The following is a 24,238-nucleotide window of genomic DNA, read 5'->3' as shown; positions in this document are numbered from 1 at the left end:
AGGAAATCGCACAAACGGTTCAGGGAAAAGCTCCTGTTATTTTAACTCCATAAACCGATCGAGGAAAATCCTGCTTGTTCTCGTGACATTTGGCGGGAATTGATCAAGTGCTATGTATTGTAGGTCCAACGATTCTCGCGGGTCCATTTGAATACTCCCCGCTACATCACGGGTCATAAACAGAGCCGTGACCGCGTAAAATTCATCACCATTATCGACTTTAACGTATAAATCTTTACCGGAAAATACATCAAGGAAGGTGATGTTTCTGATTGTCAAACCTGTTTCCTCAAGTATTTCACGCTTCGCTGTTTCTTCAAAGCTTTCACCGAGCTCCATTAAACCGCCGGGCAACCCCCATCGTCCATTGAGCCGCTTTTGCAGTAAAATTTCATCCTGTTCATTTAAAATGATGACCACAGATGCTGGTAATATAAGCGGCCTTGTTCCGACTCGTTTACGTAAATCTTTCATGTATCCCATCTTATCGGCTCCTTTTTTCGCTTGAGACAAATCCATGACCAAAGAGAACTCCTTGATCGGTCTCCCCTTCATATACGGCTCCCGCTAATGTTTCGTTTCGGTTATTCGAAAAAAACACAGATTGTTCCGCAAGCCCCCTTCCTTACCGATTAATGTAATTAGCAGAGACTGGTTCCCGCCCTAGCTCTCTTGCCCAGACAGACAGCTGCCCCATATGATGAATTTCGTGGGCAATCACATGACGTAGAATCTCGCCTTTTCGATAAGTACCTTCAAGCCAACGGGGGTCAACTAGATCCTCCTCCTGCTCATCTGTCCATGTTTGTAAAAATTCATAGATTTCCGGCTGACACGCTTCAGAATGTTGGCGAATGTATGTAAGAGACTTCATTGATTCGTAATCTAAAATCAGATCCTTTTCTCCTTTCATCGCTCGAATCCAGCTGTGCTCCACATCGACGATATGAAAGAGCGTTTGTAAGATTGAGCCTACTCCTCCTATTCGCTCGGCCGTTAACTGTTCAAACGATAAGTTTTCACACCAGTCAAACCACTTGCTCCGGACGTCCCAGTTGTACAAAAATAAGTGTAACACTCGGATCACTCCTATCTTTTCCATTTTTTTGAAGGTGAAGGATCATAAAAGAGTGAGAAACTCTCGCTCAAGAAGAGAGAATTCCTCACTTTTGTTTACATAACATCATTACAGTAATCTAATCTTGCGAAGTTTCGATTCTTTCATAGTTTTGCAACACTTTAAGCATGTGCACCGTTAAATAGCCTCTCCATTCTATCTCAGCCTGTTTCCAAACGTCTTCATAGTGACCGAACCAAGACCAATTAGGTTGCCAATATCCCTCCTCTCCTAGCTGTTTGATTTCATAATCAAGATTCTCAGCAATTTGTTTTTCTAGTAACGGCGCAAAGGGAGAATGAGGAGATGGTGCGATGTGCAAAGGCTTTGCTCCATAATCGTCCCACTCTGAAGGACCGAGCGCGGTTATGACGCGAACCGATGAACTAAGCTTGTCGAATAACTCCGTCTTATATGGATCAGGAATGACGTCTAATAAACGAGCAAAGCAATAAAAATCATGGATCTCCATCTCAAGTGGCGCAGTTCTGGCGGCTTGCATGGCGTTTTCAGTTACTTCCGCTAAAAAAGTGGCTGGAACGAGGCTGCGATGTTCGTAAAGGTAGGCAACAATTTCTGCCCCTGGGTTCGCCCATGAATCGTGTTCACCTGGGAAATCGTTTCCTTCATCAAAATGCCACCACGGAGCATGGGGGACGTTGTTTACCTCTTTCGGGACCATTTGCCACTTCTTTTTCTTTTCATCGTATTTATTGAGAAAATAACCAATTGCTCCTTTCACAATCGGATGTTCACTAGGTAAACCGATCGCACGAGCATACTGCATCCCGACCGTCGTAGCTAATGAGGACGAGGCAATTAAGCGAAAATCAGGCTCTAAACTGTGGCCAAACCCTCCATCTTCATTTTGGAAAGCTGCGAGCTCGCGCGCCACTTTATCGCTGTCCCCACCTTCAAAATAATAGCGAAACAACTGCCTGTCGAGCGGTCTAGCCTCTCGCATAACATACGCTTTCACGCGATCAAATTGCTCTCGAGTTAACTGCATCGTTCGTCTCCTTTCGTCTTACACTTCCGGAATAAAACCCATCTCTTGTCCTTCTTCAAATGAAGGCCCGTAACAGCCAGGAACCTTTACCCCCGCTTGCCGCATAAGAACGGTCATCTGTCCGCGATGATGAATCATATGCTTAATGAAAAGCGAGAGGAGCTCTGCTTTCGATAACGGTTCCCCCCAGGCATCTTGGACGTAGGATAACGATTCATCCGTCCATCGCTGCTCTGCTGAGCGGGAGACAGCCTTGCTAGCCATACGAAAATAATCGGCTATTTCCTTCGCTTTTGTTGGAACATTCGCTGGCATTTCCACCTCTTCCAGTTCAAAACCAAACTCCGTTAAATACTCGGGTATCGTTTGTGATATATGCCAAGCCAACCTTCTAAGCGTCCGGCCGTTTTCAGAAAAGCGTTTATCTAACGATTCATCTGTTAACGCTGCGATTACTTTCTCCGTTATCGATGCTTCTTCCTTCCACTCTTGCAAAAATTGTGTCACCTTCGTATACATACTGAGACCTCCTTTTATTTTGAAACATGTGCTTAGCCTCTATAAAGCCGCCCTCCTTTAGCGACCAAGCTGACATTTTTCTGTTCACAAGGTAAAGTCTAGCATATAATAGTGACAAAACTTGTCATAGTTACGGAGAAAAGGTGGGAACATCATGTCAAAAGCGAAACGCCTCATGGAGCTAATGATGGTTATCAACCGAAAGCGGAGATTTACAGTGAAGGAACTTGCCGAGGAATTTAGTGTTTCATCACGAACGATTTTAAGAGATTTACAGGAATTAAGTGAGCTTGGAGTGCCTTTATATTCAGAGGTAGGCCCTCATGGCGGTTATGAAGTACTCAATGAGCGAGTACTGCCACCTATTGCATTTACAGAGGAAGAAGCGGTCGCCATCTTCTTTACCGTCCATGCCCTACGCCACTTTTCAGCCCTTCCATTCCAAGCGGAATCTTCCTCTGTTAATCATAAGTTCTATTCGTACATGCCAGAAGACGTTAAAGAGCGGATCGATCAATTGAAAAATCGGTTTGATTTTGAAACCCCGATGAGACCATTGGCTACACCGTATTTGCCAACCTTGCTTGATGCAGCGATTAAACAGAACGTAGTATCCATCGAATATGAAACGAGCCAGGAGAAGACAAAACGAGAAATCCAACCGATTGGGGTCTATGCACGAGATGGTTTCTGGTATTGTCCTTCTTATTGTTTTTTACGAGAGGACATGCGTCTTTTTCGCTGTGATCGGATCACATATGTAACCGAGCAAACAACAAACAACCCTTTAAACTTTCGGCATGTTCATCTAGGGAATTGGCAGTCCTATATGAAACAAGAAAGAAACGTTCTCGATTTCTATGTGGAACTGTCGCAAGACGGCGTTCAACGATGTGTTGCCGAACAATGGCTGAAACCTCACCTACACATTCGTCAAGATGGGTCAGGTTGGCTTGAAGGTCCCTTCCCTGAAAGCGAGGTTCCCTATTTCTCCTACTATTTTATCGGGTTCGGCCATGACGCAACTGTCAAACAGCCTGTACAACTTGTGACTCTCATAAAAAAGTCGTTACGTGAACTACTTTCTAAGTATAATGGAGAAAAGGAGGGGTTACCTCAAAAGTCTTTCTAAAACATAATCATGAAGGAGGTCGTTTAAATGCCACCAATGAAGGATAGTTCAAATTCAACGCCTAGAACTGATGAAGAACTCCAAGAGGTTACGGTTGGAGAGCTTAAGCCTCATAATGCCTCCATTACTCTCTTGGAATATGATCCACGTTGGCCTAAACTATTCGACCGAGAAGCTAAACGAATACGTTCAGTACTTGGCAACAAGGCATTACAAGTAGAACACGTAGGATCAACTTCAGTGCCGGGACTATGTGCCAAGCCCATCATTGATATCCTACTCGTTGTGACTGATTCTGCTGACGAAACGACCTATGTTCCCGACTTAGAGAAAGTCGGCTATACGTTACGTATTCGTGAACCTGATTGGTTTGAGCACCGTGTTTTCAAAGGACCTGATACAGACATCAACCTACACGTATTCAGCAAAGGAACATCCGAGATTGATCGAATGTTGCGCTTCCGAGATTGGTTACGGGCCAACAATTCAGACCGGGACAACTACGCTCGTGTTAAACGCAAACTTGCTCAGCATGAATGGCGACAAGTGCAACACTACGCAGATGCTAAAAGCTCGATTGTCCAAGAAATCATGGAGCGAGCAAACGCAACATGATCATGCCCCTGTGATTTCCAATATTCAGCCTTTTTATTAGGATGCCAATTGGTGAGGTAACTCTTAATCAACAATTGGGTGTTTTAATAAAGTAATGAAGAATCCAACTTTCTCCACAAATAATTAACGCGCGAATGAGCATTGATGCACGCTAGCTCCCAAACTTTTTTAGCTGTCTACTTGTCTAGGGGATGAAGAAGAAACCAAAGAAACACATCAACACAAAAATCGGTTGGACCGTTTACTGCGGTCCAACCGATTTTATGGTTCAAGGTGCTTCTGAGACACCCCCCTTGACTACTTTAATGCCATTTGTCGCTTTAATTCTTTTACGAACGATTCAAGTTCTTTTATTCCCACTAAGTTAGAAAGCATTCCTTTGATGACGGGATAACGAGGATAATCATTCTCCAACTCTTCTTCAATCACGTGGATCGACAAAAGTGCGTCATCGCTATTTGGGATAGTCGATAGCGTTTGCTTCATTCCGTGAATTAACTGGGCAATAGAGTCCTCATCCTCTTTTACGAAAGCACGAACCCTTTTGGAAATTCGGTGCATTTGAATTTCAGACATCATCGGTTTTTCTTCATTTGCACATAGACCTTGATATAGATCATCAACTCTATTCAAGAGAAATGCGACTAAATCATCACTTGAGAATGTCTGTTCATTGAGAATGAGAATTTTCATATATGATCGTAGCATGCCATCTAGCATGATCGCTAAATCATGGATATACGGCTTTGCCTCATGCCCGTAAATCGCTCGAAGCCCATGCAAATAAAAGGCATGAAGTTCATAGTGCTTTGTGATTAAAAATTTTCGTACTTTTTCAGGAATCCTCACACTTTGTTGCAACAGCTGATCATCGACAAATTCCTTGTGGCTTGAAATATGGTCTAATAGATAAGAAAGCTGCTGGCAAAAAACCTCCCTCGGATCTTTCCCTAGCTGTTGGAACGACATCAGCTCTGACTGAACGGCTTGAAAGTACATTCGTAACGCTGCTAGAAGGATATCCTCCTTTGATGAAAAATAAGAATATAGTGAACCTTTAGCCATTCCACATGCTGAAGCAATTTCTTGAATTGAAGTTGCGACAAAGCCTTTTTCAATAAAAAGCCTCATCGCTCGTTCGATAATCAATCGTTCTTTCTCTCGCATGTTTCTCCCTCTCTCTAGTTAGTCATCAACCTCATCCAACCGCTTTATCCGCTCCTCCTGCTCAAGAAACTGCTGAAAAACCCAAAATACTTGCCGCGGATCTTCTTTAATATCATGAAGATACCGTTCCTTTGCCTGGTCTGGAACATAAGAGCTTGTGGCGATCCGATCTTTAATATAGGTAATACTGGAGTCGATAAATTCTTTGTTTTTATGCATCGACTCTTTAAAAAGTGCCAATCCGAATGCACCCATTAAACAGAAAATGGCAATCGCAATCGTGAAGTCCTGTATAGGCAACTCCCCGTTAAACAAAAAGAGGAATAAATTAAATAGGGCAAATGAAAGAAGCGGAATAGAGATGAAGCTATAAATCGTGCTTTTACGAATAATCGGGGCAAGCTGGAGCTGCATTCGCTCAAACTCTTTTTTCACATGAAGTGTCATTTTGTCTTGCTTTCGTAACATAAGTATTCCTCCTCATCATAAACATTTGAAGGATTAATCACGCAATGAAGACGGGGGCATCAAATTAACTAAAATCGATTCATTCGGAAGACTGAAGATTTCATTATCAATGATTAATTCGTAGCGTTCATCCTCATCGGTTTGTCGATCCTTCCAGGCACTCATTTCATGCTGAATCTTCTCCATTTTTTGATCTAAGAGCGCAGCTGATTCTGCTGCATCCTTTAATTCTTTCAACAAATGCTCAGGCACATTTTTGTTGTATTTGTAGTAAATTTTATGTTCTAAGCTTGCCCAGAAATCCATGGCGATCGTTCGGATTTGTACTTCTGCATAGACATCCTGCACCCGGTCAGACATGAAAATCGGAATCGATAAAATTAAATGGAGACTGCGGTAACCGTTTGGCTTCGGGTTTTTAATATAATCTTTCGTTTCAATGACCGTAATGTCATGTTGCTGCATCAATTGTTCACTGAGCGTATAAATATCCGATTCGAACGAACATGTAATACGAATTCCTGCAATATCACGAACATTCTCTCGAATGGACTCCAGCGTAAAGTCGTTACCCCTTCGTTGAATCTTACTTACAATACTCTCCGGTGATTTGACCCTTGATGACACATGCTCAATCGGATTGTAATCATGAATGTATTGAAATTCCTGCTTTAGGATATCTATCTTTGTGTTAAGCTCTTGTAAAGCAAATTTATAAGACATCATAAAACGTGTAAGTTCTGTTTTCAGTATTTTTAATTGTTTCACATTTAGTTCATATTTAGTCATAAGCCTTTTCCTCCTCAAGGGCGATCATCCGAACAATGGTTCAATAATCTTTGACCAATGGGTCATACACGATTATTTTAATCGATTGTTGTCGAAAAATCACCCATAATGAGATACCCTACATGGCATTTTTGTGACAGAATTCACAAAAATAACGGTATACAGCTAGCCCTATTTCAAGTTTGACTAGCCGTTGATTACTCTAACTGCCAAAATAGGATATAGCCTTGATAGCACGTCATTTTTTAAGTGTAAAAAAGACCTGGCTCATGTAAAAATTTGCGCCTAGGTCTTTTCAGCTCCTTTATTCAATTTAGCAAGGGTTAAAATGTAACGAAAAAGCCAGAGCGGCAGATGTAAGCAAACGTCTTACAGAATGACGTTTCCCTTTTCGTACTGCTCAGCTGATGCACTCCCTAATGGTCCTGCTGCTTTCACCCTTATTCGCGTGGCGTTTCCCGGCAAATAAGCGAGCGGAACATCTTCCACGTCAACAATCGTCAAATCACTAGGATCTGCCCCTGCTTTTATCGCTTCTTCCCTTGCTAAGTCCTTCGCATACGCAAGTGTTTGCTCACGCCCGCGCTCATCAAGGGAAAACACTCGTTCAATTTGTCCACTTACTTGAGCAATGGCCGCACCAATAGCATTCGCAACACCTAAATGCTCAGGCTTCATCACTTCGGAGGCACCTCGTAATTGATCAGGCAATAAAATACTGCCACCACCGACTAAAATGACTGGAGCATCCCCACTACTCGTTTTCATTTGATCGACCGCCATTTCAACCATCTCGACCATTTGGTCATAGATTCGTCTAAGCAGCTCTTTGTCTAAGTGTGCCACTTTTGAACGGTCACCGATATTGGCTCTGCCAAGGGCGACGACCACATCTGTTGTCGTCAATGTGTCACCACCAAACACGAGCCCTTTTTCTGGGAGCCGATAGCCCACGCTTTCTGGACCAATGGTAAAAGTCCCGTCCGTTTCATTCACTCTGATGATCGTCCCTCCACCTAAACCGATCGACACTAAATCCGGCATACGAAAATTTGTCCGGGCTCCGCCAATTTCTACAGCGAGGGATGATTCACGTGGAAAAGATTGAGCGAGCACACCAATATCGGTCGTTGTCCCGCCGACATCAACGACGATCGCATTCTCTTTTCCTGTTAAAAAAGAAGCGCCTCGCAAGCTGTTCGTCGGTCCGCAAGCAATCGTTAAAATCGGGTATTTCTTCGCGTATTCAACAGACATTAACGTTCCATCGTTTTGACCAAAGAAAACGTTGGCCTCAATTCCTTCTTCCTTTAAAGCTGCGACAAAGCCTTCAGCGGTTGCCTGCGCCACATTGACGACAGAGGCGTTTAAAATGGTTGCATTCTCCCTTTCTAATAAACCTACGCTGCCAATTTCCTTTGACAATGAAATAGGGATAGCCTCTCCAAGAACTTCACGGATTATTTCCGCTGCCCTCACTTCATGGTTGTCTGAAACAGGAGAAAAGACAGACGTAATCGCAACAGAATCGACAGCCCCTTTAATTTCATGAGCAATCTCATAAAGGTGATCCTCATCCAAAGAAGCGATTTCCCGTCCGTCAAACTCATGTCCGCCACTTACAATATAGACATGCTTCCCTAGCAGGGTACGCAGGTCGTCAGGTACCCCAATGAGCGGCTTTACCGCAAGCGTTGCAGGAGCACCAATGCGAATAATCCCAACTGTGTTTAACCGCTTCCTTTCCACGATTGCATTTGTGCAGTGAGTCGTACCGAGCATGGCATAATCGATCCGGGTTCGATCGACTTGGGCAGATTCAATCACGTCTCTCATCGCCTGATAAATACCTCGGCTCACATCTTCCGTCGTCGGTGCTTTCGTTTCTGCCATAACCTGATTGGTCTCATCTAACAACACCGCATCTGTATGGGTACCACCTACATCAATCCCAATTCGGTAGCTTGTCATTTTGTCTGCGCCCCTTCCTTGACTAAGTCCTCAACAGGTACGTAGTCCACATCATAGCCAAAATAGGCAGGCCCACATGTTTCAATGCCTTTGGCCGTCCGCCATTTTGGATGACACGGAATCCCGATCACGACACATCTCGCTCCATATTTTAATCCCTCAGTCGTGATCGGTAGGCCTGTTTCTGAATCAAGGATAGCAATCAGGTCAGGTGTTACACATAATAATCGATCAGGCGTTTTTGCAAGAAGGTGCTCATTTTGAAATTTTATTTCTAATGTTTGATCATGATACAGATCAAATCCTTGAATGTGAGCCGTTCCTCTGGCAAACCCACTTTCTGTTTTACGGTTGATGTCGACAACTTTTCCTTTAAACAATTCGAAGCCGCCAACAAGGCTTAACACTTCTGCGATAGGCTTAGCGTTCGTTCCTTTCGCCTCACGAATGATTCGGCCAATGTCTTCCTCAAGCTTTAAAATGTGGTGAATGCCGCTCTCCTTTAATTGTTTTCCGACCATTGGATAAATCGCCATCATCACTGAGCCGCCCATCTGGATCGTAGCCGCTCTTGCAATCCGTTCAGCCCACATATTGTTCACTGTATTTAAAACCGAATGATTCCCTTTTTCATCAGCAATAACGAGCGGTGTGGCTGAAATGCCATCAAGATAAAACGTCACCATCTGGAGCTCCGGAAAGGCCCGTCCCATTCCATCTACATCGACGACTGGCAATCCGAGCCTGGCGGCGAGCGCAAGAGGTAACAATGAATTGATCCCTCCAGCTTCGATGGGCATCGTGGCAAAAATTTTTTTCCCTAAATATTGTTCCAACGTTTGAAAAGCTGCGATCGCCTCTTCCCCGTTTGGCACTTTTTCGATCATAACAGTAGGGGCTCCCATCATTCCGGATGGGACAACAACCGCTTCATCTTCGATTTCATCCACACTTAATAGTTGAATAGGTCCATACTCCTCAATCGCTTGTAGGGCCATTAGCTTGCCAATGTAAGGATCTCCCCCGCCCCCTGTTCCTAATAGCGCCGCTCCGACAGCAATGTCTTCAATCTCCTGTTTTCCTAACCATCTCATGTCGTGACACGCTCCTTAATTTGAATTTGCCTGACGTGTTCCTGTTTCGATAACGGTTTCCTGTCTTGCAAATAGCTTTACGAGGGCTAGCTGTAAGACAAAAGCAACGATAAAGGCATCAAGCCCAGGTGCATTTGTAAAGGAAAAGAAACCGAAGCCATTTGGAGAAGGTGTGGTCATAAAGGCAAACAGTGATGCGATCATCCATGTCGTGACACCTATAGGGTTGATCATTTTCATGTTCGAAAGATTTGCAAATGAATATTTCCCTTTGTTTAAAAGATAATCGGCAACGTAAATACCGCCAATCGGAGGGATAAGCGCACTTAGGAAGATGAGAAATGGAATGAAATTATCATAAATTCCAAACACGGCCATTAGTGTACCGATGATCCCGGCCCCTATGGTTAGCTTAGCTTTCGGGATATTTTTAAAAATGACAGAAAAGCCGAGCGCCGCTGAGTACAAGTTGTTGTCGTTCGTTGTCCATTGGGCAAGAATCAGGATCAGCATGGCGAACGTTCCCCAGCCGAGCCCTAGCATGATCGCCACAATGTCGACTTCCCCTGTTGCCTTAGCTAAAATCGCTGCAACAATCAAGACTGCACTAAACCCGACGAGAAACCCTGAAAAAGAGCCAATAACCGCATCTTTTGGCGTTTTTGCATACCGAGCGATATCTGGTCCAATGACAGCTCCTACTGCGAATGAGCCGATCACGAGTGAGATCGCAATCCCGAGCGGCAGTGGGTCACCAGTCATTGGCGCGTTTACTACATCGCTCCATTGTTGTGTAGATAGAACACGCCATAACGAAGCGATGAGTAGTAAACCCATAAGAGGAACGGCCGCCTTACTTAATTTTTCAATCGCCTTGTATCCGATGACGGCCGTAGAGGTCATGAGAATTCCTCCGATAATGACAAGTAGTATTTTAGGAATGTTCAAACCAAAAACATTCATGATGACTTGTTGAAAGCTTGTCCCAAATAAATCGAGCTGAACTCCAAACCAACCGAATAAAGCTATTGCAATAACAGCCGAAACAACATAAGCGCCATAGGTACCGAGGGTAAATTTTGAGACAAGACCTGTTGAAAGACCGGTGCGTGCACCAACGACGCTACAGCATGCACTAACGATTGAAAGGACAAGCGCCCCAAGCATTGTCGCTAATATGGCCTGACCTAGTGTTAAACCGCCACCTAACGTCCCACCAAGAACAGTAGCCGATAAGGCAATCGCAATCCCGAGCCATACAAGTGAAAGATGAATCCAACCTTTCCGATGTTCTTCTGGAACCGGCATTCGTTCAAAATCATCAATCTTTCGGGCTTCGCTTTGTTTGTTCACATTCATTCCTCCATTCATGAGTCTTTGACTTGCCCAACCGCTTTAACTCGTATCCGAATCACTTCGCCTTGCAAATAGTCAAACGGATATTCCTCCACTTGTTCGATGGAAATCGTGTCAGGAAATGCCCCTTTGCGTTCTGCTTCTTTTATCGCTTTCTCCTTCGCCTCCTCAATGACTTCTGCTTTCGTTTGATCCTTAAGGTGGTACACTTGATCAACTTCTGCGCTCACCATTCCAAGACAAGCTCCAACAGCATGGCACCTTTGATAGCCAAACGGTGCAACGACCTCCCTTGTTTGACTTTGCAGCCGCTGCATCATACATGGCGCCCCACTGCCTACAACAACAATAGGTAATTCTTGGTCATAAATTTGAAGCTCCTCAATTGAGTCATTCACTCGCTCCACATATTGTGTCATCGCCTCTCGATCAAGCTCTGACTGCTTTAACGTGGACCACATTTCTTGTTGGTCTTCTAGATTGCTGGCAGACGACCCTGCATGCCTTTCAGCTAACGATACGCCTTTCCTTTCAGAGATAAGCACTTCTTCCCTTAAGGTCTTTTCGCTAGGATTCCCGTGACGAATATCATGACCAAGCGCCCCCTGCTTTTCCTCTCCTAAAGGTAGAACGATCGAATGAGGCATTCGTAAATTTGTCGGAATTCCGAAAACATAGGTTTGGCTATGGCTTTCCTCGAATCTCTCTTGGATCATCGTCCCGATTTTCGTTATCCCCTCACTGACATGAACCACTATACAAGAACGCTCCTTTGCAAGAAATGCCCCTCCGCGAAAACTATTTGCCGAATCAGAACCAAGCGTTAAAACAGGAAATTCAATGGCTTCTTCTATTGTCATCAAACATCCATCGTTTCTTGTTACCCATAAAGGACAGTGAAACCCGAGCGAACTTAAAAAATCTTTCACTCCTTTAAGTGTGTTTTTCATTTTCTTTGAAAGCAGCGCATTTAAAACAGCAGCATTTTCTCGTTCAAGAAATCCAATACTCCCTATCGTATGGGACATCGTGACTGGAATGGACGGAAGATGATAATTAAGACTTTCTTTCACTAGCTGCTCGGAGCAGTTATCCATTGGAGAGAACGCACCTACCACCGCAATCGCTTCCACTTCGGCTTCTTTTAAGCGAGCAAGTGACTCTTGAAAATAATTAAACCAATCGAGTTCTTCACCAATTTCAACGGACTGAGTGTAAACAACATGATCGGAAAGAGCCTTTGGCCACTTCATTAACGGTTGAATTTGCGACTGATATCGGTTCAATCGAATCAATCCTGTTTTAGCAAGGCCTTTTCCAAGTTTGACTTCTTGGCATTCACTCGTTGCGCCGATAAACACCCCTCTTACTTCATCTGTGTCGCGCAAATAACGGATGAGTGAAACAAGTGCTTCTTTAATTGCTAAGACTGTCTCATCATCTTGAATCACCGTTTCGGAGGCGGCCACGACTTTTCCATGCTTAGAGAGAATGACAGCATCAACTTGGGTGCTACCTACATTAATGCCTATCCTCATCTTGTTCACCTACCTTTTTTAGAAGAAAGGTTCGTAGGATACGTCCAATCCGTAAGCTTGTGGGCCGACATGATCAATCATTTGCTTTTGTCTTAAAACGTTTGGCGCTGGAATGGCATAGATAAGAACTGACATTCCACGCTGAATCTCGTTTGTCGTATAAGGCAAAAACGTTTTTGCGTTAACAATAATAATTAAATCTGGCACCATAACAAGATACTGTCCCTCTTTCTTCACTGCTATAAATTCATTATGAAAAGAAACTGTAAGCGTTGTTCCAATAAATCGTTGTTTTCCGATAATCGTCAACTCTCCAACGATCTGTTCTTGATCAAACGTTCGAACGACAGACTCAACCGTCCCCTTGATTAGCAAAGTAGGCTTACCATATATGGAATTTTCCCATTCATCTTCCACCGCAGTCCAACCTGCTGCTGCTGACAATTGATCTTGTTCCATCGCTCGTCCGAGACGATATGCGAGTTTTAATGTACCTGAGACCATCATATTTTTTACAACGTTAGCGTCTGCTCCACAACAAATAAAATGACCGAATCCCCCGTGCATGTTTAGAAGTTGTCGATTGTCTCGTACGATCCGATCATTTGCCGCGCCTTCAATCAGATGCTGTTTGCCATCCCGTGTTAATAGAATCAATGGGCTTATCGGAAGGCCGTGCATATAAAAGGTGGTCATTGTAAACTCTGGAAATGCCCGTCCCATACCGTCTCCATCAACGACAGCACACCCCATTTGTAAGGCGACAACGAGAGGAATTAACGCATTCATCCCGCCAATCTCAGCCGAAATAACAGCATCGATTTTTTTGTTTGTTTTTAATTGATACTCCTGAAAAACCATTTGCCCCTCATCGCCTCTAGGAAGTTGTTCTTCATAAAGGATAGGAGAACCGGCGAAGCAAACTGTAGCGACAACCTGTTCTGTAAGGTCTTCATATTGCAAGACGTTAATTTGATCGTCTTCCTTCATGATCGATTCTAGAAGCCTTTGGGTAGTCTTTGTATCTCCACCACCTCCACATCCGAGTAGCTTAGCTCCTCTCGAAATATAAGCAATATCTTTTCTCGATATGAACCAACTCATTTCTACGCCCCTTCTATCAAAAATATTTGCAAGTTTCGTGCCAACTTTGCTAATTTTTATAAATATTCCTAAGCCAAGGGAATTTATCGCTCGATCTTTTTCGAATAAAACACTTAAATCTTACAAATTTGTATAAAGATTGTGAGAATCCGACTTTTAAAAACACCGAATATTGTCGATGAACTGTTGATTTTATCGATTTTTCTCAATAATTCTCAATATTTATCTAATTTTCAGTTTTTTCAACCTGCGGTAAAGTGTTGGGAGGCTAATGCCCATCTCCTTCGCAATTCGTTTTTTTCCTTCCGTATGCCGACCATAAACATCCAGCAGGTGAAGAACTTGTTGTTTAAACGACTCCTCACCGTGAGGGGCTACGTTTATTTGCAGCTGAGAAGTAGCTTTCCCTTCCTTTATTTTCAAATAGGCTGGTAAACTATCGGCCGTGATAAGGTCTCCCGTTTCCAAATAAATCACGTGTTCTACCATATTGACAATTTCACGTACATTTCCCGGCCAAGGATATCGAAAAATTAAGTCATACGCATCCTTCGAAAAATATTTCGGTTGCTTTTTTTCTTTATTTGATAGACGTTTCATAAAATACTCGATTAAAATAGGTAAGTCTTCTTTCCGTTCTCTTACAGGCGGGATTGTGATTGGGATCACATTTAAACGATAATACAAGTCTTCACGAAACGTTTTTTTCTGCACCATCTCCTCCAAGTTTCGATGTGTAGCTGCAATGATACGCACGTCGACATAAACACTTTGTGTCCCGCCGACACGCTCAACCTTACGCTCCTGCAATACTCGCAAAAGCTTCGCCTGTAGATGAAGGGACATATCACCGATCTCATCTAAAAAAATCGTTCCGCCATGTGCTAGCTCAAACCTCCCTGCTTTTCCTTGGCGTTGCGCACCGGTAAATGCACCGCTTTCGTAGCCAAACAATTCGCTTTCCAGTAAATTATCCGGAATGGCGGCGCAGTTAATTGCAACGAATGGGCCTTGCGCCCGCTGACTTTTACGATGAACAGCCTGTGCAAACATCTCTTTTCCCGTGCCGCTTTCACCTCGCAAAAGGATCGTAATGTCTTGACCTGCGATACGGCGAGCCATCTCTCGGGCAAAATGAATCGCCTCACTACTCCCGATAATATCTTGGAACGAATAGAGAAGGTCCTTCGATTGTTTGAATTGATTTGTTTCTTTCTTTAAAAACTTGATCATAAACGATACGACCTCACCTTGAACGTAAGTTGGCTTAATTTGCACATGCCATTTTTCTCTTTTCCCCTCCAGCTTCATTTCTACTGTTTGAAAGGATGGTTTGAATACGTTCGTTACGTCAACCTTGACCTTTTCCGAGGTTAACCGTTCAATCGTCTCGCCTAAAAGTCGCGATCGATTCAGCCCTAGAACAGTTTGGACCCCTGCTGAGCATTCCGTCACTATTCCTTGTCTGTCCAATAAGAGAAGGGGTTTATCTTCAAACTCAAGAAACCCTTTTAATTCCTGCCGTAACTTTCTATTCTCTACCGTGTATTGACGTTGTTTTTCCTCCATACTCAGATACGTCTCGATCATCGCCACGACTTGCTCGATTTCGTTGAAGGGGATCTTTTTCCCACTTGTAAACATGACCCACAATAATCCGACCACTTTGAGTTGAAGTCGAATCGGCAAAATCCATTCTCCATGACGATGGCTATCTTCTACTCGCTCCTTTTCAGCCAAAAAAATAGGGAAGCCTGTTTTAACGATAGAATCAATCAATTCTTGAGTAACAACCGCATGCTCTTGAGTCGAATGGAGAGGTACATACGTAATCTGAACAGGGAACTTATGCTCATATAAATCACATATATCCATGATCATCTGATCCAATGTCAATCTCCCTTTCTATTAAGCAACTTTTTTGTTCCTTAGAGCGTAAACGAGATCTTTCCCGTATATTTAGCGCTAAGACCCCCATTTCAAAGCACAGCAGCATAAGAAAGACTTAGTCAATGTGAAATGAACACAGGTAACATTCACTAAAGGATAAAAGAACCCTCCACTGATTTTTAACTACGGGAAATCTTCATCTTTTTTCATTTTACAACAAAAATCACCCTTTTTAGGAAGAAATGCAGATTATCACGAAACCTCTTATTTGACTTTAACTTTCTTTGAAGAAACTCGTTTTTCTAGAATCGCCAATTCTTATGAGAGAAGCCTATCGCATTCTCTTCTTAAATGTTTAGAAAGCTTTTCGCCAAAATCCGTTTTTTCTTCTACGTTTAATCTTTACTGAAGTGAATTGAATGTAAAAAGACCCGCTACGAACGTTCGTCATAGCGAGCCTACTTTCTTATTTTTGCTTGGCTAGATGTACGATCTCCTCTCTCGTTAAAGCTACTCCATCATAAATGCGCAGCTCATCTATCATTCCTTGAAAAGGCGCGTCCCAATGATTAACCCCCAAAGCGAAGTATGCATTTGGTGTTGTAAAGAGATTCGGGAAGTTCTCCCCTCTAAACCGTTCCTCGCCGTTCAGATAGATGACGATCTCTCCGTTATCTACCGAGAAAGCAACATGGCTCCATTCGCCAACCGGTAACTTTACTCCCGTTCCTGCGTCATACCATTGAGCGCTACCGGCCCAAAGCATCGTATCATGGTTCACCCCACTGTGGCCCCTTGGTACGAAGCTAAGCCAATGATGTTCTGACCTTGCTGCGAAGAAAGCGGTCGTAAACTCCGTCAGATGTTCAGGATTGAGCCAAAATGAGACGGTGTACGTATTTCTTGATATGAGACCATTTGGTAGGCGGATGCCCATAGTCCCGTCAAAAACAGCTGCCTCCCCGTCTATCCCTTGTTCAAACGCAATCGTTCCACCTGGATTGTCAATGCGATTTCCCGTTACTGTGCCAGAACCAAATCGAGCATCATCCACTGCATTTTCTAACGTCCCATTTAGAGGATAGTGAGCAACTAATCCGCCTTCCGGTTGCCCAGGCACAACGAGCTCAAACGTTTTGATCCGCTCTGCACTCCCTTTTGATATAGTAGCGGTTAGTGACACGACCACATCGTCTTCCCCAATTTCAGGACGATTCACCTTACCAGATGATGAAAGGACCTCCTCATGAGAGGACGACCAAGCGATGGTCGTTTGCCGCATCCCACTTGTTGGCAGTTCGACATCACTTATTATCGTTCCTTCTAAAGTTAAATCATCATACACCGCATCCACGATCTCGTTATCCGTTTTTTCCTCTAACTGACTCCCCCAAATAGCAATCCCTTCTTCAGAAAGAGCAGTAAATGTCATGACCTCACGTTCAGCTACCGGATCCCATTGGCGAAGAAATACACCATAATAGGTCTCTCCGTCAATCTGTAGTTCCACATGATAATCCCCGACTTTTTTCCACTTCCCAGTCACATCGCCTAAGACCTTATGATTTTTCTCTAATCGAACTGTGACCGACTCCTTTATTTCAGCTGAAATCTCTTTTCCGTGATTGATCCATTGATAGTCACCGATAACTTCTTTGGCTTTTACCTTTTCAAGCGACTCCCCTGTATAGCGATAAGGAGCGATCACCGGCCAACCTTTCCGATTCATAAACATTTGATGGACGCGAATTTCATGTGCTTCTCCACGCTCAGGAAAGCGTGTATGGAAAAATAAAAAAATCTTGTCTACCTCATCATCGTAGTAAACGGAGTTATGCCCTGGAGAGACATATCCTGTTCCGCTCCCTGTTCCTCGCTCTCCTAACTCACGCTTGAATAAGAAGTTCCCCATCTGTTTCACACCATATGGCTCAATCGAGGCATCATCAAAAAGCGTGCCCGGAGCTCCTCTTACTTCGCTCATCAAATGTCCTTCTCCATCCACATACGGTCCATCCGGCTGCTTCGAGCGAGCTACGCGCATGTTATAGCCACCGGTTGAATCAAGTCCACCGAATGTGACATACAGGTAATAATACTCAGTTTCTTTGTCGTAGTGAATGTAGGGCGCTTCGATCCGGCTATGGTTTCCTCCCATTAAATGAGTGCCATACCCTTGGCCAGGCAATGGAAAGCCTGTATTAGGGTCCATCTCTAAAATAAAAATTCCCCCAGAGTATGAGCCATACACCATCCAGAGCTTTCCTTCTTCATCAAAGAATACATGGGGATCGATAGCGTTCGGATGAACATTGGCATCATAAATCGTGCCATCTGGGCTTTCTTCTCCCCACATCCCTGACTTTAAAAACACCCCTAAGTTTTCGTATGGCCCTTCGATATCATCTGCTACAGCGACACCAAGTGCTGACCTTGGCGCATCTCCTTGGCAAGCGTTATAGTACATGTAAAATCGCCCATCTTCTAATTGAATGACATCTGCCGCCCAAAGGGTATTGCTATTGGCCCATTCAAACGCTTCGGCTAATTCCTCAAATACGTTCGGAATCAATGGATTACCTTCATGAACATGAGTTGCGATTTGTGTCCAGTTCCTTAAATCCCCTGTTTTAGCTGCAGCCAAATGGGAACCGAATACATAAAATGTATCCTCTACTTTAATAACAGAAGGATCGTGAACAGACGCCTCCGTAAAGGAAGGAGCCTCCTTTTGATCTCCTGATTGAGCTAAGCTCGCTGTAGGAATCATGATAGCTAGAAGGAGAACTCCAATAAACAAGCGATACATGGTTGTTCTTTTCATTCACAAATGACCTCCTATTCTTTTGTGAAAACCCTTACAAAAGTAAACATCACTGAACCTTTTCTAAGCGTATCAACACCACCTCACTCCCTAAAAGGTTCATAAAAACATCAATTAATTTATGTTTTTATTTAATATAATCAGAATATATGAAACATTATGATTATGCAATACCTACGCTGATTATTTTCATTAACCTTTCCAACTTAATTAACATAAACATTAACAAAAAGAGCTGACTCGTCACTGAGTCAACTCTGTTTCACTTATATTAAACCCTAATAAACATCAATCACATAGCATACGGACGCCGTAAACACCACCCGCCACCGTTCCTTCTTTTGAAGCGAACGTAACGACTACCTCTTCCTTTCCTTCCGTTAGCGCAAGTGGAATCGGATAGTAAACATCTAGCGTCTCGCCTGGATTTTTCCCTAACAGCTGTTCTTCTTTTATCACTTCTTCGTCAATGAGAATGCGAAAGCTGCGATCGCACCACTTCCCATCAACGAAAAGACCATGATCCCCACCGTAATACGTCACGAGAAGAGACATCTGTTGATTTGGTTTTACCTTCATCACATAGGAGAAGAAGCCATCTTCCCCTCGACTATCACGCCACCGTTTTTGCATAATATTCAGATAACCGGTTTCCGAATGATTCGCTTTTAATTGATGTTCCACTTCAGGCTGTTGCTCACCTGGCTGGACCGCATCAACTGTACGTGCCTGTAATCGATCACTCTCTACTTCTTTTCGCGCTTTAAAGGCTTCATATTCTACCTCACTCATCAAGTTCCAATAAACAGTATAACGCTCGTGATGGAGAGCATAAAAAGGAATCAATGTAATCTGCACGTTCCCTGGTTGGCCGATAGCTGCCGTGCGAAACGTAAGTGGCCTTCCTTCCACCGGATGAATCCATTGATCTGGCGTTTTTTTCGTAGCGACAAGAGTAGGAACATCAATAAGCGGATGATTGTGTAAACTTAAATGGTTCGGGACAATATCCGTTTCTGGAAAATGATCCTTTCCGAAAGTTCCTGCTAACACGATAGGCCCGTACATGATTCCAACCTTATGTGGATCATCCTTCGCTTCGTAAATTCGGAGTTCCATAGGCAAATGAACTTCGATTTCGTCCCCTTTTTGCCATTCTCTTTCGATTGTTAAATAGTCAGCCCCTGATTCAGAAAAGGTTTCCTTTCCATTGATCCGAGCCGTAACAGGGCCTGCAACCCATTCAGGAACACGAATATGGAGCTTTATCGGTACACCATCTGCTTTCACAAACGTAAGCTTTGTTCGATCCGTTTCCGGAAAATTTGTTTCCTGACGAATTTGGACTTGTAAGTCTTTTAAATGAATCTCAGAAGCCATAAACAAATTCACATAAATATGGCGATCATCCCGATCATAAATCGTTCTCGTATACCGAGCTGGGTTTTCTAAGCCTGTTCCGAAGCAACACCAAAACGATTCTTCTAACGAACTGTACACTTTGAAATGACCAGGTTGTAACGAGACAAAATACGTTTTCATCCCTGTATCAGGATCTTGCGAGGCAAGGATATGATTGTAAAGAGCCTTTTCATAGTAATCCATTAATTGAGAGCTGCGATTCCAGCGAAACAGATGCTCCGTTAGTTTTAACATATTGTACGTATTGCACGTTTCGGCCGTTTCCACACCTAGCGTTTCCTTGTTTGCCGGGCCAAAATGCTCACTGTTGCTATTGCCGCCTATGATGTAGGAGCGATCGTTTGTGACTTGGCGCCAAAAAAACTCAGCGATCGCTCGGTACGTATCATCGCCTGTAATCTCGAACAATTTCGCAGCGCCTATTACTTTCGGAATTTGCGTATTCGCATGCTTTCCTTCAAGTTCATCTATACCGTTTGCGAGCGGCTCAAGTACCGCCCAATGGCAAAAGCGAATCGCGAGCTGTAAGTAATCCTTATGACCTGTAAGGGTATACAAATCGGCCATTGCTTCATTCATTCCACCATGTTCACAAATCAACATGCGCTGAAACTGGTCATCGGTTAACTGATCCGTACCTTTTTTTGCCCAGTCAGCAAGTTTGGTTACAACTGTTAGGGCGAGTGAATGTCCGGTTAGCTGATGCACATCAATCAGACCGGCAAACAGCTTATGAAGGTTGTACCAAGGCACCCATGTACCCGCAATGTTAAAATGCCCTACCTGAAACTCTCCAGAAAACATCTCGTCAAAATGAGCGCGTTTCACTCCGCCCACGTAGCCCACATCATCTTGGATAGTGGCTAGCTCTTGAACCGCACGATCGATCCGCTCCAATAACGCCTTATCTCCAGTCGTTTCATACATTGCTGCAGCTGCCGAAAGCCAGTGTCCAAGGGAGTGTCCGCGTATCTCCCGTTCTTCCCAGCCGCCGTAGCTCCGTTTCTTCGGTGGGAGGTTTGCTGCTTCATAGTAAGGTGCGAGCAGACGATCAATATCCAAAGCAAGGATAACGTCATTCCCCTTCTTCTGGGAATCATAGAATAACCCTTTTGTTAGTTTTACGTTTTCGATTGATTTCACCCTCTATACAGTGGTCCCCGATCATGAGGCTAGGACCATTTCGTGCCAGCAGGATGGGGACACGATTTGTTCTGAAAACGGGAAATATATTGCACGAGCATCCCGCTATATTTACACGTCGTTTCATACAATAAGTCTGGACATTGCATGCATTGATTGACACGGCGAAAATATTCGCCTGTTCCGACAAGAGACTTGCCGTCTTTTTGACCATACTCAACCATAAGTTGATCCATCTCTTTTTTCGTTAATCGGACACTTGCTGTACAACTTTTGCAAAAAGGTTCTCCACTCACTTTGCCACACCCTTTTCACTTTTGGCTTCTGCAGTAGAATGACGGACGACTAACTTCGGCTCATAGATGATTGATTGCTCTCCATCTGCCGATCGATCCTTTCTCTCTTGTTCAATGCAGGAAATGATCAATTTTGCTGCATCGATCCCCATCTCCACCTTTGGATGTTGAATCGTCGTTAGCTTCACTTCGGAGGCAACAGATAAAAAAGAATCATCATAGCCAACAACAGAGAGTTCTTCTGGCACGCGGATATCAAATTCCCGTATGACATCAAGTAGCTTTAGGGCAAGCTCATCATTATAACAAACAATCCCCGTCGGCCGATGGGAACGGTCTTTAAAAATCCGATGCAGCTCCTCTAATGGCTTAGCGTTCTTTTGCTCAGTCGTGTACGTAATAATATGCTGAGGATTGAGGGCAATTCCTTGCTCCCGGTGTGCTTTTATAAAGCCTTTTAACCGCTTTGCCCCTTGCAAATCATCATTTTTAAATAGACCAACGATTTGCTCATGGCCTAAATCAAGGAGATGCTTCGTCTGCGTGTAGCCTCCTTTTACATCATCCATCCCTAAGAAATAAGGCTCTAGCTCCTCGTAATAAGCGTTGATCATTACATATGGAATGCCTTGACGTTCAAGATTTAAATAGTAATTGATGTTCGGGTTTGGAATGGAACTTTTCGTTGGTTCTACGATCAAACCATCAAACCTTTGCGATAAAACCGCTTCTAATACCCGTTTTTCTTGTTCGTGATTATTGTTCGTGCTAAAGATGGTGACTTGGTATCCATGTTCGCTCAAAATACTTTCAGCTCCGCGAATAATCGAGGGGAAAATATACTCAGATAGATAGGTCGTAATAAGGGCAATGTTTTTCCGCTGCGCTTTACCGATAGGGTTTTTTTGATCTGTGCGATCCGCACAAAATGTCCCAGCCCCTTGCTTCCGGTATACCCATCCTTCATTCACTAATTCGTCAATCGCTTTTCGCACCGTATGTCGACTTACATTGTACTCTTTCATTAACTCATTTTCGGAACCAATCTTTCCATGAGGCAAAACGATTCCTTCAAGAATTTTCGATTTAATTTGCTGCTTAACAAAATTATATTTTGTTTCCATCATCTATCCCACCTGACAACTTATACGTACAAATGATTATACCATAATTGATACAATCACCTTTCCTTGAAGGTCAAACAGGGATTACTTCCTTTTTCCGCAATCCCTGTTAATGACCTTTATGGTCTAATTGTCACACGGAGTACAGATGATGCCGGAACCTTTAGTTCCATCTCATGTCCGCTTACAGAAGCTGGCTCATACGGAACAGGCTCCACCTCATTCGGTCGTTCAAACGTATTGTGGGCATTTAATTCATTTGCTGTTAATAGTTCTACTGAAACAGATGATGCTGACAACGACTTGTTTAGCCCACTTAGCTTAAGGGTGAGATCTGTATCACGATGAGGATCTAAATGACAAACACTTACGTGGATGGCACCTTCGTTATCCTTCGATGCAGAAACGGTTACCGCCGGAAGCTCATCATCTCCGAACTTGTAAGTTCCCACGTCTGCATTCACTTCAAGCCTCGTTGCATCTTGGTGAACTTTATACATGTTAAATACATGGTAGGTTGGCGTTAAAAGCATCTGCTCCCCTTCCGTCAACACCATCGCCTGCAAAACATTGACCATTTGTGCGATGTTCGCCATATGAACCCGGTCGTTATGCTCATGGAAAATGTGAAAATGAACGCCAGCCACTAACGCATCACGGATCGTATTTTGTTGATAAAGGAAGCCTGGATTTGTACCTGGCTCCACATCAAACCATGTACCCCATTCATCGACAATTAAGCCGACTCGCTTTTCAGGATCATAACGGTCCATAATTGTCGAATGCTTCGTCAATAATTCATCCATTCGGAACGACTTTTTCAACGTTTTAAACCATTCGGATTCACGATCATCTAGGGCCGACCCTTTGCCTTTCCAAAAATCGCCTGGAATCGTGTAATAATGCAGGCTTAATCCGTCCATAAGATGAGCGGCCTCTCGCATCAACACCTCAGTCCAACGGTAGTCGTCTACATTGGCCCCACCAGCAATCTTATAAATTTTATTGTCTCCGTAGTTACGGACATAGGTTTGATAGCGTCGGTAAAGATCCGCATAGTATTCAGGACGCATATGCCCCCCGCAGCCCCAGTTTTCATTTCCAACACCAAAATATTTTAAAGCCCAAGGCTCTTCTCGCCCATTTTCTGTGCGCCAATTGGCCATTGGCGATTCCCCATCAAATGTCATATATTCAACCCACTCTTGCATTTCTTGAACGGTACCACTGCCGACATTTCCACAAATGTAAGGCTCGGCGCCAAGGAGCTCACATAATCTCATAAACTCATGCGTGCCGAAATGATTATTTTCGACAACACCGCCCCAATGGGTGTTCACCATTCGCTTCCGGTTCTCCCTTGGCCCCACACCATCTTTCCAATGGTACTCATCGGCAAAGCAGCCCCCTGGCCAGCGTAGGATCGGGATGTTTAACTCTTGTAATGCCCCTAGTACATCGTTGCGGATCCCCTCTGTATTTGGGATTGGTGAGTCCTCTCCAACCCACAATCCTTCATAAATGCACCTGCCTAAATGCTCTGAAAAATGACCATAAATATGCTTGCTAATTTTCCCATGTTCAAGATCTGTATAGACTTTAATTGATTGCTTCATCTTGCCTCTCCTCACTTTATTCAACTTTAATACTGATTCATAAA

At 43.6% G+C, this 24,238-nt stretch carries 20 protein-coding genes; 2 read left to right on the top strand and 18 right to left on the bottom strand.

What is annotated here, in order from left to right; translation table 11 throughout:
• Window positions 1–36: 36 nt before the first annotated feature.
• The 4 genes from FED51_RS10025 to FED51_RS10010 all read right to left on the bottom strand — a co-directional run bounded on the left by FED51_RS10025 (window position 37) and on the right by FED51_RS10010 (window position 2,645).
• Entirely contained in the window at window positions 37–519 is a 483-nt protein-coding gene (locus FED51_RS10025; protein ID WP_276403809.1) for an NUDIX hydrolase, read from the bottom strand.
• A 106-nt stretch (window positions 520–625) separates the two neighbouring features.
• Window positions 626–1,078, bottom strand: coding sequence for a DinB family protein (locus FED51_RS10020; protein ID WP_083445535.1), 453 nt, complete (start codon window positions 1,076–1,078; stop codon window positions 626–628).
• A gap of 118 nt (window positions 1,079–1,196) precedes the next feature.
• Window positions 1,197–2,126, bottom strand: coding sequence for a hypothetical protein (locus FED51_RS10015; RefSeq protein ID WP_053431231.1), 930 nt, complete (start codon window positions 2,124–2,126; stop codon window positions 1,197–1,199).
• Window positions 2,127–2,144: 18 nt separating this feature from the next.
• Window positions 2,145–2,645: a DinB family protein gene (locus FED51_RS10010; RefSeq protein WP_010898051.1), complete on the bottom strand. Its 501-nt coding sequence runs from the start codon at window positions 2,643–2,645 to the stop codon at window positions 2,145–2,147.
• A 154-nt stretch (window positions 2,646–2,799) separates the two neighbouring features.
• On the opposite strand from FED51_RS10010, the gene FED51_RS10005 reads away from it, so the two are divergent.
• Both FED51_RS10005 and FED51_RS10000 read left to right on the top strand, forming a co-directional pair.
• Window positions 2,800–3,777, top strand: a complete 978-nt coding sequence (locus tag FED51_RS10005; protein ID WP_010898050.1) for a helix-turn-helix transcriptional regulator — start codon at window positions 2,800–2,802, stop codon at window positions 3,775–3,777.
• Between the two features lie 27 nt (window positions 3,778–3,804).
• Window positions 3,805–4,392: a GrpB family protein gene (locus tag FED51_RS10000; protein WP_083445536.1), complete on the top strand. Its 588-nt coding sequence runs from the start codon at window positions 3,805–3,807 to the stop codon at window positions 4,390–4,392.
• A gap of 297 nt (window positions 4,393–4,689) precedes the next feature.
• On the opposite strand, the gene FED51_RS09995 is transcribed toward FED51_RS10000, so the two are convergent.
• The 14 genes from FED51_RS09995 to FED51_RS09930 all read right to left on the bottom strand — a co-directional run bounded on the left by FED51_RS09995 (window position 4,690) and on the right by FED51_RS09930 (window position 24,194).
• Window positions 4,690–5,559: a TetR/AcrR family transcriptional regulator gene (locus FED51_RS09995; protein WP_053431232.1), complete on the bottom strand. Its 870-nt coding sequence runs from the start codon at window positions 5,557–5,559 to the stop codon at window positions 4,690–4,692.
• Window positions 5,560–5,577: 18 nt separating this feature from the next.
• Entirely contained in the window at window positions 5,578–6,027 is a 450-nt protein-coding gene (locus FED51_RS09990) for a YwnF family protein (protein WP_053431233.1), read from the bottom strand.
• A 33-nt stretch (window positions 6,028–6,060) separates the two neighbouring features.
• A complete protein-coding gene (locus tag FED51_RS09985; RefSeq protein ID WP_053431234.1) occupies window positions 6,061–6,816 on the bottom strand; it encodes a GTP pyrophosphokinase in 756 nt (251 codons plus the stop codon).
• 369 nt (window positions 6,817–7,185) lie between these two features.
• Window positions 7,186–8,787, bottom strand: a complete 1,602-nt coding sequence (locus FED51_RS09980; RefSeq protein ID WP_053431235.1) for a hydantoinase/oxoprolinase N-terminal domain-containing protein — start codon at window positions 8,785–8,787, stop codon at window positions 7,186–7,188.
• Complete coding sequence (locus tag FED51_RS09975; RefSeq protein ID WP_053431236.1) at window positions 8,784–9,881, bottom strand: S-methyl thiohydantoin desulfurase family protein; 1,098 nt, start codon at window positions 9,879–9,881, stop codon at window positions 8,784–8,786. The genes FED51_RS09980 and FED51_RS09975 overlap by 4 nt, the downstream gene beginning before the upstream one ends.
• Before the next feature lie 15 nt (window positions 9,882–9,896).
• Window positions 9,897–11,240 (bottom strand): cytosine permease, encoded by a 1,344-nt coding sequence (locus FED51_RS09970; protein WP_053431237.1) that lies wholly within the window; start codon window positions 11,238–11,240, stop codon window positions 9,897–9,899.
• A gap of 8 nt (window positions 11,241–11,248) precedes the next feature.
• Window positions 11,249–12,775 (bottom strand): hydantoinase/oxoprolinase N-terminal domain-containing protein, encoded by a 1,527-nt coding sequence (locus tag FED51_RS09965; RefSeq protein ID WP_053431238.1) that lies wholly within the window; start codon window positions 12,773–12,775, stop codon window positions 11,249–11,251.
• An 18-nt stretch (window positions 12,776–12,793) separates the two neighbouring features.
• Window positions 12,794–13,879, bottom strand: coding sequence for an S-methyl thiohydantoin desulfurase family protein (locus FED51_RS09960; protein WP_053431239.1), 1,086 nt, complete (start codon window positions 13,877–13,879; stop codon window positions 12,794–12,796).
• Window positions 13,880–14,101: 222 nt separating this feature from the next.
• The gene (locus FED51_RS09955; RefSeq protein WP_233443916.1) at window positions 14,102–15,760 is read right to left on the bottom strand and encodes a sigma-54 interaction domain-containing protein; all 1,659 of its coding nucleotides are present in this window, start codon (window positions 15,758–15,760) and stop codon (window positions 14,102–14,104) included.
• A 475-nt stretch (window positions 15,761–16,235) separates the two neighbouring features.
• A complete protein-coding gene (locus FED51_RS21565) occupies window positions 16,236–18,593 on the bottom strand; it encodes an arabinan endo-1,5-alpha-L-arabinosidase AbnB (protein WP_053431241.1) in 2,358 nt (785 codons plus the stop codon).
• Between the two features lie 288 nt (window positions 18,594–18,881).
• On the bottom strand, window positions 18,882–21,149 hold the full coding sequence (locus FED51_RS09945; protein ID WP_175414352.1) for a glycoside hydrolase family 127 protein: 2,268 nt from the start codon (window positions 21,147–21,149) through the stop codon (window positions 18,882–18,884).
• A gap of 38 nt (window positions 21,150–21,187) precedes the next feature.
• A complete protein-coding gene (locus FED51_RS09940) occupies window positions 21,188–21,454 on the bottom strand; it encodes a hypothetical protein (RefSeq protein ID WP_053431242.1) in 267 nt (88 codons plus the stop codon).
• The gene (locus FED51_RS09935; RefSeq protein ID WP_053431243.1) at window positions 21,451–22,578 is read right to left on the bottom strand and encodes a GntR family transcriptional regulator; all 1,128 of its coding nucleotides are present in this window, start codon (window positions 22,576–22,578) and stop codon (window positions 21,451–21,453) included. Before FED51_RS09935 ends, FED51_RS09940 begins: the two co-directional genes overlap by 4 nt.
• A 119-nt stretch (window positions 22,579–22,697) precedes the next feature.
• Complete coding sequence (locus tag FED51_RS09930) at window positions 22,698–24,194, bottom strand: alpha-N-arabinofuranosidase (RefSeq protein ID WP_053431244.1); 1,497 nt, start codon at window positions 24,192–24,194, stop codon at window positions 22,698–22,700.
• Between the last annotated feature and the right edge of the window lie 44 nt (window positions 24,195–24,238).

The organism is Halalkalibacterium halodurans (assembly GCF_005671335.1).
GTDB lineage: Bacteria > Bacillota > Bacilli > Bacillales > Bacillaceae_D > Halalkalibacterium > Halalkalibacterium halodurans.
Note: the sequence above shows the minus strand (reverse complement) of the source record. Positions and strands in the feature narration are given on the sequence as shown.